This is a genomic window from Arthrobacter sp. 35/47 (assembly GCF_000520475.1).
Lineage (GTDB): Bacteria > Actinomycetota > Actinomycetes > Actinomycetales > Micrococcaceae > Arthrobacter_D > Arthrobacter_D subterraneus.
This window is the reverse complement of sequence record NZ_KI914607.1, coordinates 1-12,425: the sequence shown is the minus strand read 5'-3', so window position 1 is coordinate 12,425 and position 12,425 is coordinate 1. Positions and strand designations below refer to the sequence as shown.

The window sequence follows — 12,425 nt, the reverse complement described above, 5'->3', positions numbered from 1 at the left end:
CGCAGCGCGGATGTCGGCTGAGTGGCCGGCGGCAAGCCGCTCATCAACCGGCAGCTCCCGGTTCCGCAGCCGCTCTGCACTGGCGAGGAAGAGTTCACGCTCAGCCTGTGGCCTGGCAGCTGCATGGGAGGAGAAGAGGACGGCGCCTTCCTCCAGCATGAGCTCGACGTCGACGCCGGCCGCGATCTTCACGCTGGCGTTGTGGTGCCAGGTTTCGTAGAGGTCGCTCCAGCCTTCGATCAGGAAGGAGTGAAGCCCTTCCTTGGCGGGCCGCAGTCTGCCCTCGTACCGGTCGGTACCGAGGCCCAGGGGCGTCAACCGCGCCCGCTGCACTTCGGTTCCATCCGGATCGAGCAGCACCGCCGACACACCGAGTTGGTCGTGTCCCTCACGGAATACCGTCGCTCCAACCACGATGTCTGATCCCGGAATGGCCTTTGAGGGAAACAATCCAGCCTCAACCACCGGGGAGACCTTGGTGATGGGAATTCTTCCGAACCGCAAATCTTCGCCCATTGATGCGCCTGTCCTTGTTTGTGTCGCCTCGCTCGAAGTGGTCACAGACTAGACGTTATCCATTATCGGGCCAGATTGCTAAGGGGACTTCCTAAGGGAGTCGAGTGTTGCGCGTCACAATGCAAGCGTTTACGCACATGCGGCCCCAGGACGTACTCCGGCTCTGAAATGTACGCTAACCTACCCAACGTGAAGGCAATCCGAAGGTTTACTGTCCGTACCGTTCTTCCGTCGAGCATTGCCCCGCTGGGTAAGCTGGCCGGCAACCTGCGCTGGTCCTGGCACCTGCCGACCGCGCGCCTGTTCCATGACATCAATCCGGAGGCCTGGGAGGCCAGCGGCCATGACCCTGTGCAGTTCCTCGGCTCGGTCACCCGCGAGCAGCTCCAGCGGATCGCAGCGAACCAGGAACTCGTTGCGCGGATCAGGGATCTGGGAGAGGACCTCGATCGCTATCTCTCCGAACCGCGCTGGTACCAGTCGCTCGGGGACGACGCGCCCCGGTCCATCGCCTACTTCTCCCCCGAGTACGGCATCAGCGCTGTGCTGCCCCAGTATTCCGGCGGCCTGGGGATCCTCGCCGGTGACCACCTCAAGGCGGCATCCGACCTGGGCGTCCCGCTGGTCGGGGTCGGCCTCCTCTACCAGGCGGGCTATTTCAAACAGTCCCTTTCACGGGATGCCTGGCAGCAGGAAACCTATCCGGTCCTCGATCCTGACAACCTGCCGCTGACGCTGCTGCGCGAGGCCGATGGATCAGCCGCGACGGTGGTGCTGCCGCTTCCGAACGGCCGCGAACTGCTCGCGCACATCTGGCGGGCCGACGTCGGCCGCGTGCCCCTCCTGCTGCTGGATTCCAACGTGCCGGGTAATGACGAAGCGGCCCGCAACGTGACCGACCGCCTCTACGGCGGCGGCGGTGACCAGCGCCTGCAGCAGGAACTGCTGCTCGGCATGGGCGGTGTAAAGGCGCTGCGGATCTTCCAGCGGCTGACAGGTTCACCCGCGCCGGAGGTCTTCCACACCAACGAGGGCCACGCTGGGTTCCTTGGAATCGAACGCATCCGTGAGCTGATGGACTCCTCGAACGAGCAGCCGATGTCCTGGGAGGAAGCCCTGACAGCCGGACGCGCGTCGACCGTGTTCACCACCCATACACCGGTCCCTGCGGGCATCGACCGTTTCGAGCGCGCCCAGATCCAGCACTTCTTCGACGCGGGTCTGGCGCCGTCAGTGCCCACCGAACGTGTCCTGGAACTCGGTGCCGAAAACTACGAGGGCGGCGACAGCTCAAAGTTCAATATGGCCGTCATGGGTCTGCGCCTTGCACAGCGCGCCAACGGGGTGGCGAAGCTGCACGGCGAAGTGTCCCGCGAGATGTTCTCCGGGCTCTGGCCGGGATTCGACTCAAGGGAAGTTCCCATCAGCTCCGTGACCAACGGCGTGCACGTGCCCACCTGGGTGGATCCCCTCATCGCGGACTTCGCGCGGGAGAGCTTCGGCACGGAGTCGGTCCTCGACCCGCAGTGGTCCCGGGTGTACGACGTCGAGGACGCAGACATCTGGCGGCTGCGCCGGATCATGCGCTCAAACCTCATTGACGACGTCCGTTCCCGGTTGCGGTCTTCCTGGAAGAAACGCGGCGCCGCCGACGCCGAGCTCGCCTGGACGGATAATGTCCTCGATCCGGACGTGCTGACCATCGGGTTTGCGCGCCGGGTTCCCACCTACAAGCGGCTCACCCTGATGCTGCGGGACCCTGACCGCCTCAAGGCGCTTCTGCTCCACCCGACCAACCCCATCCAGCTGGTCATCGCAGGAAAGTCACACCCTGCCGACGAGCAGGGCAAGCGGATGATCCAGGATCTGGTCCGGTTCACTGACGACCCCGAGGTCCGGCACCGGATCGTCTTCCTGCCGAACTACGACATTGCGATGGCCCGCACCCTCTTCCCCGGCTGCGACGTGTGGCTCAACAACCCGCTCCGCCCACTCGAGGCGTGCGGCACGTCGGGCATGAAATCGGCCATCAACGGCGGACTCAACCTGTCGGTGTTGGACGGCTGGTGGGACGAGATGTACGACGGCGACAACGGATGGGCGATCCCCACCGCAAATAACGGCGCCTCGACTGAGGAACGTGACGATATCGAGGCGGCGGCTCTGTACGACCTCATCGAGGAGCAGGTTGCACCCCGCTTCTACAGCACCGTCCGGCCTGCTGACGCGGGAGCCGCGGGGCCGTCCGCTTCATCGAAGGACGGTGTCCCCCACCAGTGGGTGGCGATGATCAAGCACACCATGGCAAACCTTGGACCCGCCGTCTCCGCCGAGCGGATGCTGCAGGATTACGTCGGCCAGCTGTATCAGCCCGCCTGCCGTTCCGGGCGCCTCGCGGTGGGCGACGGCTACAGGTTTGCACGGCAGGCCGCGTCCTGGCGTTCGAGGATCAAGGACGGCTGGTCGGCGGTCCAGGTTGAGCATGTCGACTCGCTGGGGGTCTCCGAGGATCCGCAGATCGGCGATTCCCTCACCGTCAACGCCTACGTGTCACTGGGCAGCCTGAACCCGGAGGATGTTGTTGTGGAAGTGGTCTACGGCCGCGCTTCGGACAGCGACGACCTCAGCGAGGTGGCGGTCGCAGAACTGAAGGTGTCCGAGGACCTCGGCAGGGGCCGGTTCCTGTTCGAAGGCGGCATTGTCATTGACCACTCCGGGTCCTTCGGCTACACCGTCCGGGTTCTCCCGCAGCATGAGAGCCTTGCGTCCAAGGCGGAGCTGGGGCTCGTAGTGAATGCCTAGGCGCGGTAGACCGTAATCGAGTTCGACGCCGCGGTGTCCGTTTCTCCTCCTTGGAGGCGGGCGCCGCGGCGTTTTGCGTTCGCTGCCGCCGTGCTGAACCGTAGCTCGAACATCTGGCTCCCGCTCTCGGGCACTCCGAACTTCTCCAGCGCCGACACCGTGGGAAGCACCAGGTGCCGGTCCTCGAGGTGCCCGTTAATCACGATCAGGCCGTCCAGGGTGCCGTCCGGCGATCCAAGCAGCAGCTGGACGGTCCGGCACCCGGGATCCGACCACTGTGCCGGGGACATCGGTTCGCCGTCCTCGTTGAACCACAGCAGATAGGATGTGTCCTCCCGTGCCGGATACCCGGCGGGTTGCTCGCTGAGGAATTCGCGTCGGATCCGCAGCAGCTCCCGCGTCGCCGTGAGCATGGTCCGGGCATCCTCGTCATGGTTCCAGTGCACCCAGGCCAACTCGTTGTCCTGGCAATAGGCGTTGTTATTGCCGTGCTGGCTCCGGCCGAATTCATCGCCGGCGGTAATCATCGGCACGCCGAGGGCGAGCAGCTGGGTGGCCATCAGGTTGCGGGCCGTGAGGGCACGGGCAGCCAGGATCCGTTCCTGCTCAGTAGGGCCCTCAACACCGTGGTTGTAGCTCCGGTTGTGGTTGTGGCCATCGCGGTTCGCTTCACCGTTGGCCTCGTTGTGCTTGCGGTTGTAGGCCGTCAGGTCCGCGAGGGTGAAACCGTCATGCGCGGTCACGAAGTTGATGGACGACACCGCGGTGCGGCCGGAACGGCCGAAGACGTCGGCGGACCCGGCAAGGCAGCTGGCCAGCCGGGCCACAGTGCCGGCGCCGCCGCCCTCGGCCAGAGCCGCCTGGTCGGACAGCCAGAAGTCACGGACCGTGTCCCGGAAACGGTCATTCCAGTCGGCCCAGCCCTGCGGGAAGTTGCCGGTCTGCCAACCGTTGTAGCCCACGTCCCATGGTTCGGCGATCAGCTTGACGCCGCCGAGGACGGTATCTGCGGCAATGGCAATCAGCAGCGGGTGGCGCGGTGTGAACTGATGATTTTCATCGCGGCACAGCGCTACGGCGAGGTCGAACCGGAATCCGTCGATCCCGAACTCATCCACCCAGTAGCGCAGCGAATCCAGCGCGAACTGGATGACGCGCGGCTCAGCGAAGTTGACCGTGTTACCGCAGCCGGTGGTATCGATGTACCGGCCGTCGTCGGAATGGCGGTAGTACTTCATCTCGCTCAGACCGCGCCAGCAGAGCGCGGGCCCGCCCTGCGGACCTTCTGCCGTGTGGTTGTAGACCACATCGAGGATCACCTCGATTCCCGCCTCATGAAGGAGACGGACCATGCCCTTCAGCTCGTCCTGCACGGCCTTGGGGCCGGCCTGTCTCGCGCCTTCGGTGGCGTACTCGGGATGCGGCGCGAAGAAGCCGAGCGTGTTGTAACCCCAGTAGTTGTTGAGCCCCAGTGGAGCCAGGTGCGGCTCGTCGATGTGGAAGTGGATCGGCAGGAGCTCGACGGCGGTGATCCCCAACTCCCTGAGGTACCCGATCATCGCCGGGTGAGCCAGGCCTGCGTAGGTGCCGCGAAGTTCCTCGGGCACGTCCGGGTGCAGCTGGGTAAGCCCCTTGAGGTGCGCCTCATAGATGACTGTGTCACGCCAGCGGGTGGCAGGGCGGCGGGATGAGCCCCAGTCGAACGCCTTGTCCACCACCACCGAGAAATATGCGGGCTGATCCCCTGCCGGCACCGTGTCGATGGCGCGGCCGTACGGATCCAGAAGCAGTTGGGACTCGCCGGGCTCTCCCGGCAACGGCGCTCCGGCAGGCCAGAACGCGTACCGCGCCGACTCTCCGAACCCCTCCACCACACCGTGGTGGACACCGTCCGTGAGCTCCGGCAGCGGGGCTTCGGTCCACTCTCCGTGTGCGCCCTGGTAGTGGATGGTCACCGCCTCCAGATCCGGGGCGTACACGGCGACGTTGAAGATGTCCGGCTGGTCACCGGCGCACCGGCTGACCCCCAGCGGGAACGCCTGGGAAAGTTGGGGGATCTCGGTGATCAGGCTCATGACGGTAATTCGGTCCCTAGCGCTTTTTGGTTGCCCGCTGGCGCGAGATTTCATACAGGCTGATCCCCACAGCCATGGACGCGTTCAGTGATTCCATCGCGGAGTCGATCGGGATGGAGACGATCTGGTCGCAGTTCTCCCGGACGAGCCGCGAGAGTCCCTTGCCTTCGGAGCCGACGACGATGCAGACCGGCTCGGTGCCGAGGGTGAGGTCGGGCAGGGAGACGTCGCCGTCGCCGTCGAGGCCCAGGACAAAGATGCCCATCTCCTTGAAGGACTTCAGCGTGGAATTGAGGTTGCCCACGCGCGCCACAGGCACACGCACTGCGGCACCTGCGCTGGTCTTCCACGCGGAGGCAGTAACGCCGACCGACCGCCGCTCGGGGACGATCACCCCATGACCGCTGAAGGCTGAGACTGAACGGATGATAGCGCCGAGGTTGCGGGGATCGGTGATACCGTCCAGCGCGACGAGCAGGGGCGCCTGCGTGATGTGGCCCTTTTTCCATTTGGCGATGGCCTCACCGGCAAGATCGAGCCCGTCCGCGTATTCGTAGGGTGGGATCTGGAGCATCATGCCCTGATGCACGGAGCCGTCCGCGAGCCGGTCGAGTTCCGGCTTGCCGGTTTCCATCAGGGGGATTCCGCGCTCGGTGGCGAGCTTGAGGGATTCACGCACGCGGTCATCCACGTCGATCCGGATCGCCACGTGGAGCGCCTTCGCCGGAATACCGGCCCGAAGCGCCTCCACGACGGCGTTGCGCCCGGTGACGTACTCTTCACCCGGTTTGGCCCTGGAGCGGCCGGGCGCTGCCTTGCCTCCGAGCCGCTTCGCCGCGGAGCGCTCCGCCAGCTGCTTGCTCTTGTGCGCCTTGTGGTAGGGACGGTCTTCGGCCTTGGGTGTTGGTCCTTTGCCCTCGAGCGACTTCCGTCCGTGCCCCCCAGTACCGATGGTGGGACCCTTCTTGGTCTTGCGGATAGCGCCAGGACGTCCGTGGGGGTTGGCCATGGGGAAACACCTTCAGATAGAGGACTTGCGTCAGTCCAGTTTACGCGGGCGGACGCCCCGCCCCCTCCGCTGCCGCGTTCCGGAACTTTCAGCCGCGGGAGAGGCTCCAGCGCGCGCCGTCCGCCGAATCCTCAACGACGACGCCGGCCTCCGCCAGCGCGTCCCGGATGGCGTCCGCACGGGCCCAGTCCCGGCCTGCCCGGGCTGCCGCGCGCTCGGCGAGCTGGGAACGGACCAGCGCGTCCAGGGCTGTGAGTTCCGGGCCTTTCTCCGCCCCTCCGGCCGGGCGGGCGTCGTCGAGCCCTAGTGCCGCCGTCATGGCCGATACCGCGGCAGCAGCACGGGCCGCGCCGGCGCTGTCGTTGACTGCCAGTGCCGAGTTTCCTGCCCGCACCGTCTCGTGGAGTACGGCGAGGGCCCGGGGCACGTTGAGGTCATCATCCATGGCGGCACCGAACTCTTCCGGCAGATCCGCCCAGTCCGGGGCGCCGCCAGCGTGACCGGACTTGGCGAGGAACCCGTCAATGCGCTCGACGGCGGCAGCGGCTTCCTGGAGCGAGGTGGGCCGGTAGTCCAGCACTGAGCGGTAGTGGGCCTGCCCGAGGTAGTAGCGGACCACCCTGGGTGTGGTGAGCTGGAGCATCTCGGCGGGACTGACCGTGTTGCCGACCGACTTGGACATCTTCTCGCCCTCATAGGTCACCATCCCGTTGTGCATCCAGAACCGGGCGAACCGGTGGCCTGCGGCCTGGGACTGCGCCATCTCATTCTCGTGATGGGGGAACCGCAGGTCGAGACCGCCGCCGTGGATGTCGAACTCGGTGCCAAGGTACCTGGTGACCATTGCCGAGCATTCCAGGTGCCAGCCCGGGCGCCCGTTGCCCCAGGGACTGGGCCAGGCCGCCGTTTCCGGCTCGCCCTCCTTCCATCCCTTCCAGAGGGCGAAGTCGCGGGGATCCCTCTTGCCCCGGGGATCGGCGTCCGGCGCTGCCTGCATGTCATCCACGTTCTGGCGGGTCAGACTCCCGTAGGCGGGCCAGGAACGGACATCGAAATACACATCTCCCGATCCGTCCGACGCAGGGTAGGCGTGCCCACGGTCGATGAGCTGCTGGATGAGCTGGTGCATCTCGGGGATGTGCCCTGTTGCCCTCGGCTCATAGGTGGGCCGCTGCACGCCGAGGGTGTCGTAGGCCTTGAGGAATTCCTGCTCATAGCGGTACGCCAGCGCCCACCACTCCTCATTGGGCACGGCGTCGGGATCCTCAAGGGGTTCCTCGAAGGATGCCCGGGATTTGGCAAGGATCTTGTCATCAATATCGGTGACGTTGCGGACCACCGTGACCAGGTAGCCGCGTACCCGCAACCAGCGGGTGAGCTGGTCGAACGCTATGGCCGAGCGCACGTGGCCCACGTGCGGCATCCCCTGCACTGTGGCACCGCAGTAGTACACCCGCGCGGCCCCCGGTGTCAGGGACGTGAACTCGCGGATTTCTGCTGTTGCGGTGTCATAGAATCTCAGGCTCACCGACCCAGACTACCGAATCCGGTCCCGGTGCCCTCACCGGAAAATCCGGTCAACACTCGACGACGACGGCGGTGGCAACCGCCGCTATTCCCTCGCCCCGGCCGGTGAAGCCCAACCCGTCACTCGTGGTTGCGGAGACGGTGACCGGCGCCCCGACCGCAGCAGAGAGGGCGGCCTCCGCTTCGGCGCGCCGCGGAGTGAAACGCGGGCGGTTCCCGACAAGCTGCACTGCAACGTTGCCGATCTCGAAGCCCGCCGCCCGCACAATGCGCGCTGCCTCGGTCAACAGGGTGATCCCGGAAGCACCGGCGTACTCGGGGCGGTCGGTACCGAAGTTGCTGCCGAGGTCCCCCGTCCCGGAGGCGGAGAACAGGGCATCGGCTGCGGCGTGAGCCACGGCGTCGCCGTCGGAATGTCCGGCAAGGCCGCGCTCTCCGGGCCATTCCAGCCCTGCCAGCCACAGCGTCCGGGATTGGCCGGAGGGAGCAAATGCATGGACGTCGATTCCGATGCCGGTGCGCGGCAACTTCGCTGTCATTGATCCTCCTGCGCCTGCGCCCGGGCCTGTAGAACAATCGCTTCCGCGAGCATCAGGTCAAGCGGTGTTGTGACTTTGAATGCCAGGGGATCGCCCGGCGCGAGCGTGACCGGGGTGCCGAGGGACTCTACGAGCATCGCGTCGTCGGTCACGGAACCATGGTCCCGGACGGCCGCGTGTGCGGCATGCAGCGTTGCGGCATCGAAGCCCTGTGGTGTCTGGACCGCGCGCAGTGTGGCGCGATCGGGGGTTGCTGTCACCGTGTTTCCGTCCACCACCTTGATGGTGTCTGACACCGCGATTCCCGGCACGACCGCGGCCGCACCTCCGCGGACGGCGGCCACCACGGAATGGAACACATGCGGCGGAGTGAGCGCCCGGGCGGCATCGTGAACGAGCACAATGTCGACGTCCGCGGGCAGCGCAGCCAGTCCGGCCCGAACGGATTCAGGCCGGCTGGAACCGCCGTCAACAGCGGCGATGGTCACGCCGGACGGATAGGCGTCGATGATGGCCCTCAACTCTGTATCACCCGGTGGAACCACCACACGGATGTGGCCGGCAACCGCCGAGGCGCGGACACCGTCGAGTGAGAGCTCAAGCAGAGTGCGGCCCGCACACCGGACGAGGGCCTTGGGCATGCCGCGGCCGAGGCGCACGCCGGAGCCCGCGGCGACAATGATGACGCCAACGCGGCGTGGATCTTCTGACACAGCTTCACCCTACGCGAACCCCGCAGGCTCACTTGTGAGCCTGCGGGGAGCGGAGAAAAGAAAAGGACCGCGTCTCCGCGGTCCTTTTTCTTCTAGGAAGCCAGTACTTCGTCGAGTACGGTGGCGGCCTTCTCTTCATCCGTCTTCTCGGCCAGGGCAAGCTCCGAGATCAGGATCTGGCGAGCCTTTGCCAGCATCCGCTTTTCACCGGCGGACAGACCTCGATCGTGGTCCCGGCGCCAAAGGTCCCGGACAACTTCCGCGACCTTGATGACGTCTCCCGATGCGAGCTTCTCCAGGTTTGCCTTGTACCGGCGTGACCAGTTGGTAGGCTCCTCGGTGAATTCGGCCCGGAGTACGTCGAAAACGTGCTCAAGGCCTTCCTTGCCCACAACGTCACGTACCCCGACGAGGTCAACGTTCTCTGCTGGAACTTCAATGGTCAGATCACCCTGTGCCACCTTGAGCTTGAGATACATCTTCTCTTCGCCCTTGACAGTGCGCATCTTGATCTCTTCAATCTTTGCTGCGCCGTGGTGAGGGTAAACAACTGTTTCGCCGACCTCAAAAACCATGTGGATAATCCCCTTTCCCGCAGATCAGTTTATCACGAAAACGACACGCCCATTACGCGTTATCGCAGGTCAGCGGGGCAGACAGCGATCAATTAGCTATCATTCCGCTCTTGACGCAGGGCAGATTTGATGCATGCGGCGACGTCCGGATCGGTTGCAGGGGTTCATTGAAGTCCAATAATCGTCCGGGTTGCCGATAGGCTGTGACATAGCGTTTGTCCACCGGTCGCCGAACCATACCCTCAGGAGTTAGTGCCGTGAAGAGTGCCCCGAAGAAACGAGTACAGCTGGCAGTAGCTGCCGGAAGCGCTGTGCTGGCTCTCCTTGGAGCCACCGGCTGTTCCGCTACCAGCCTCCAGGCAACCACCCTGCAGTACTCCGCCTCGGATGGAATCGTGGAGCAGGTTGGACCGGTGCTCCTGCGCAACATCCTCATCATTACCTCTGATGAGGGCGAGCCGGGCACACTGCTGGGCACCATGTTCAACGAGTCCGACTCGCCCGTTCAGGTCACCATCGACGGCGAGAACGAAAGTTCGCAGATCACCATCGAGGCCAACGGCAAGTACGTGTTCGAGGACGAGGTTGACGACGACGGCACGCTGCAGGGCATCAGCGAAATCCCCGGTGCCCTGGTGGACCTCGACTTCACGGTGAACTCTGAAAGCGAGACGTTCCGTGTACCCGTGCTGGACGGGACCCTCGAGGAATACCGCGAGTACGTGCCCGGCGGATTCACCCCGGAGCCTTCACCGTCCGAGGAAGCCGGCGAGGAAGCCGGCGAGGAAGACCACTAGATACGTCTACGGAAGGCGCCGGCCCCGGTGGGGTTCGGCGCCTTCCCTGGTTTAAGGCTCGTATTTGTATCCCAGCCCGCGCACCGTGACGAGGTGACGCGGCGCGGAGGGGTCCGGCTCGATCTTCCCGCGAAGGCGCTTGACGTGAACGTCCAGCGTCTTGGTGTCCCCCACATAGTCCGAGCCCCACACCCGGTCAATCAGCTGGCCCCGGGTGAGTACCCTCCCGGAATTGCGGAGCAGCATCTCCAGCAGCTCGAACTCCTTCAGGGGCAGCGAGACCTGCTCCCCATTGACGCTCACCACGTGCCGTTCCACATCCATGCGGACCGGACCGGCCGCGACGGTGTTGGAGATGAGCTCTTCCGGTTCGCCCTGCCTGCGCAGCACTGCGCGGACGCGTGCCACCAGCTCACGTGACGAATAGGGCTTGGTGACGTAGTCATCGGCCCCCAGCTCGAGGCCCACCACCTTGTCGATCTCTGAATCCTTGGCCGTCAGCATGATCACCGGGACGGAGGAGCGCTGCCTGAGCTGGCGGCACACCTCTGTACCCGACAGCCCCGGAAGCTGCAGGTCGAGGAGCACAAGGTCAGCTCCTGCCCGGTCAAACTCGGTCAGTGCATCAGGACCGTTATCCACCACAACGGCGTCAAAGCCCTCCTTGCCCAGGAGATAGGACAGGGGGTCGCTGAAGGACTCTTCATCTTCAACGATCAGGATGCGGCTCACGCTTTTACTCCTTGGTTCCGGGCGCTGCCGCCCTTGTCGCCCAGCGGGCTCTCGTGCTGTGTGGTCTCTGTCCGCGAGCTTCCGGTGGCGCCGGAAGCGGCGGCCGGGCCGGCGTCGTCGTCTGCTGTTTCCATCTCCGGCAGACGGACGGTGAAGGTGCTTCCCTGGCCCTGCTGCGACCAGACGGTCACCTCGCCGCCGTGGTTGGACACCACATGCTTGACGATGCTCAGGCCCAGGCCCGTGCCGCCGGTCTGCCGGGAGCGCGCCGCATCGATGCGGTAGAAGCGCTCGAAGATGCGTTCCTGCTCCTCGGGCGTGATGCCGAGCCCCTGGTCCGTGACGGAGATCTGCGCCAGTCCGTCACGGGAGCGCAGGCCGACACCCACCCGGGTTCCCTCCGGTGAATAGCGGATGGCGTTGTCGATGAGGTTGCGGAAAGCAGTCATGAGCAGGTCAGGGTCGCCGTAGACCGGTGAGTCGATCTTCCCGCCGACCACAATGTCGATCTGCTTGCTCTCCGCGGGAAGCTTGTTGCGGTCCACAGCCTCGGCGATCACCGCGTTCACATCGACGGGCTTACCCCGACGGACGACGTCGGTACCCTGCAGGCGGGACAGCTCGATGATGTCCTGGACCAGCGCTGAGAGCCTGCCCGACTCCTTGTGCATCCGCTGGGCGAAACGGCGCACTGCGACCTCGTCTGAGGCCGCGTCATCAAGGGCCTCCGCGAGGAGCGAGATGGCACCGACGGGGGTCTTGAGTTCGTGGGAAACATTCGCCACGAAGTCGTTGCGGATTTCCTCGGTGCGGGTGATCTCGGTGCGGTCATCGGCCAGGATCAGGATGTACTCCTCGCCGAGCGCGGCGACGCGGGCCTGCACAACGATGGTGCCCTGTCCGAGCGGACCGCGGGGAAGTTCCAGCTGCCGCTCTTCGATGACCCCGTCCCTCCGGACCCGGGCCGTGAGCTCAAGGAGTTCACGGTGGACAACGGTATGGCCGCGCACGAGGCCGAAAGCGTAGGCGGCCGGGCTTGCCCGGACCACACCGTCAATACCGTCGACAATGACGTAGGCGCGCCCGATGACGGAGAGCACATCGGCGGCTCCTTTCGGGAGCACCGGCTCGTCAGAATCG

Annotated in this window: 11 protein-coding genes; 2 read left to right on the top strand and 9 right to left on the bottom strand. The window is 65.3% G+C overall.

Annotated features, from left to right (window positions below; translation table 11 throughout):
* On the bottom strand, positions 1–516 hold a 516-nt coding region (locus X803_RS21545), incomplete at its 3' end, for a maltotransferase domain-containing protein (RefSeq protein ID WP_035778830.1).
* Positions 517–705: 189 nt separating this feature from the next.
* Here X803_RS21545 and glgP point away from each other — a divergent pair.
* Positions 706–3,318, top strand: a complete 2,613-nt coding sequence (glgP, locus tag X803_RS0112000) for an alpha-glucan family phosphorylase (protein ID WP_026545327.1) — start codon at positions 706–708, stop codon at positions 3,316–3,318.
* On the opposite strand, the gene glgX is transcribed toward glgP, so the two are convergent.
* The 6 genes from glgX to X803_RS0111970 all read right to left on the bottom strand — a co-directional run bounded on the left by glgX (position 3,315) and on the right by X803_RS0111970 (position 9,756).
* A complete protein-coding gene (gene glgX / locus X803_RS0111995; RefSeq protein WP_026545326.1) occupies positions 3,315–5,393 on the bottom strand; it encodes a glycogen debranching protein GlgX in 2,079 nt (692 codons plus the stop codon). The genes glgP and glgX overlap by 4 nt on opposite strands.
* Positions 5,394–5,409: 16 nt before the next feature.
* Entirely contained in the window at positions 5,410–6,402 is a 993-nt protein-coding gene (gene rlmB / locus X803_RS0111990; protein WP_026545325.1) for a 23S rRNA (guanosine(2251)-2'-O)-methyltransferase RlmB, read from the bottom strand.
* Between the two features lie 88 nt (positions 6,403–6,490).
* Entirely contained in the window at positions 6,491–7,930 is a 1,440-nt protein-coding gene (gene cysS, locus X803_RS0111985; RefSeq protein ID WP_026545324.1) for a cysteine--tRNA ligase, read from the bottom strand.
* A 49-nt stretch (positions 7,931–7,979) separates the two neighbouring features.
* Positions 7,980–8,468: a 2-C-methyl-D-erythritol 2,4-cyclodiphosphate synthase gene (ispF, locus tag X803_RS0111980; protein ID WP_026545323.1), complete on the bottom strand. Its 489-nt coding sequence runs from the start codon at positions 8,466–8,468 to the stop codon at positions 7,980–7,982.
* The gene (gene ispD, locus X803_RS0111975) at positions 8,465–9,181 is read right to left on the bottom strand and encodes a 2-C-methyl-D-erythritol 4-phosphate cytidylyltransferase (protein ID WP_026545322.1); all 717 of its coding nucleotides are present in this window, start codon (positions 9,179–9,181) and stop codon (positions 8,465–8,467) included. Before ispD ends, ispF begins: the two co-directional genes overlap by 4 nt.
* A gap of 92 nt (positions 9,182–9,273) precedes the next feature.
* Positions 9,274–9,756: a CarD family transcriptional regulator gene (locus X803_RS0111970; RefSeq protein ID WP_026545321.1), complete on the bottom strand. Its 483-nt coding sequence runs from the start codon at positions 9,754–9,756 to the stop codon at positions 9,274–9,276.
* Between the two features lie 257 nt (positions 9,757–10,013).
* Here X803_RS0111970 and X803_RS0111965 point away from each other — a divergent pair, with 257 nt between their 5' ends.
* Positions 10,014–10,553, top strand: a complete 540-nt coding sequence (locus X803_RS0111965) for a hypothetical protein (protein WP_026545320.1) — start codon at positions 10,014–10,016, stop codon at positions 10,551–10,553.
* A 51-nt stretch (positions 10,554–10,604) separates the two neighbouring features.
* Here the strand turns inward: X803_RS0111965 and X803_RS0111960 are convergent, their stop codons facing one another.
* Positions 10,605–11,285, bottom strand: coding sequence for a response regulator transcription factor (locus X803_RS0111960; protein WP_026545319.1), 681 nt, complete (start codon positions 11,283–11,285; stop codon positions 10,605–10,607).
* Positions 11,282–12,425: sensor histidine kinase (locus tag X803_RS19620; protein ID WP_035778826.1), on the bottom strand; the 1,144-nt coding region annotated here is incomplete at its 5' end. The genes X803_RS0111960 and X803_RS19620, both read right to left, overlap by 4 nt.

Excerpts from the sequence above, each read along its gene's own strand:
- ispF (WP_026545323.1), bottom strand. The coding sequence starts at position 8,468 with ATGACAGCGAAGTTGCCGCGCACCGGCATCGGAATCGACGTCCATGCA.
- rlmB (WP_026545325.1), bottom strand. The coding sequence starts at position 6,402 with ATGGCCAACCCCCACGGACGTCCTGGCGCTATCCGCAAGACCAAGAAG.
- X803_RS0111970 (WP_026545321.1), bottom strand. The coding sequence starts at position 9,756 with ATGGTTTTTGAGGTCGGCGAAACAGTTGTTTACCCTCACCACGGCGCA.
- glgX (WP_026545326.1), bottom strand. The coding sequence starts at position 5,393 with ATGAGCCTGATCACCGAGATCCCCCAACTTTCCCAGGCGTTCCCGCTG.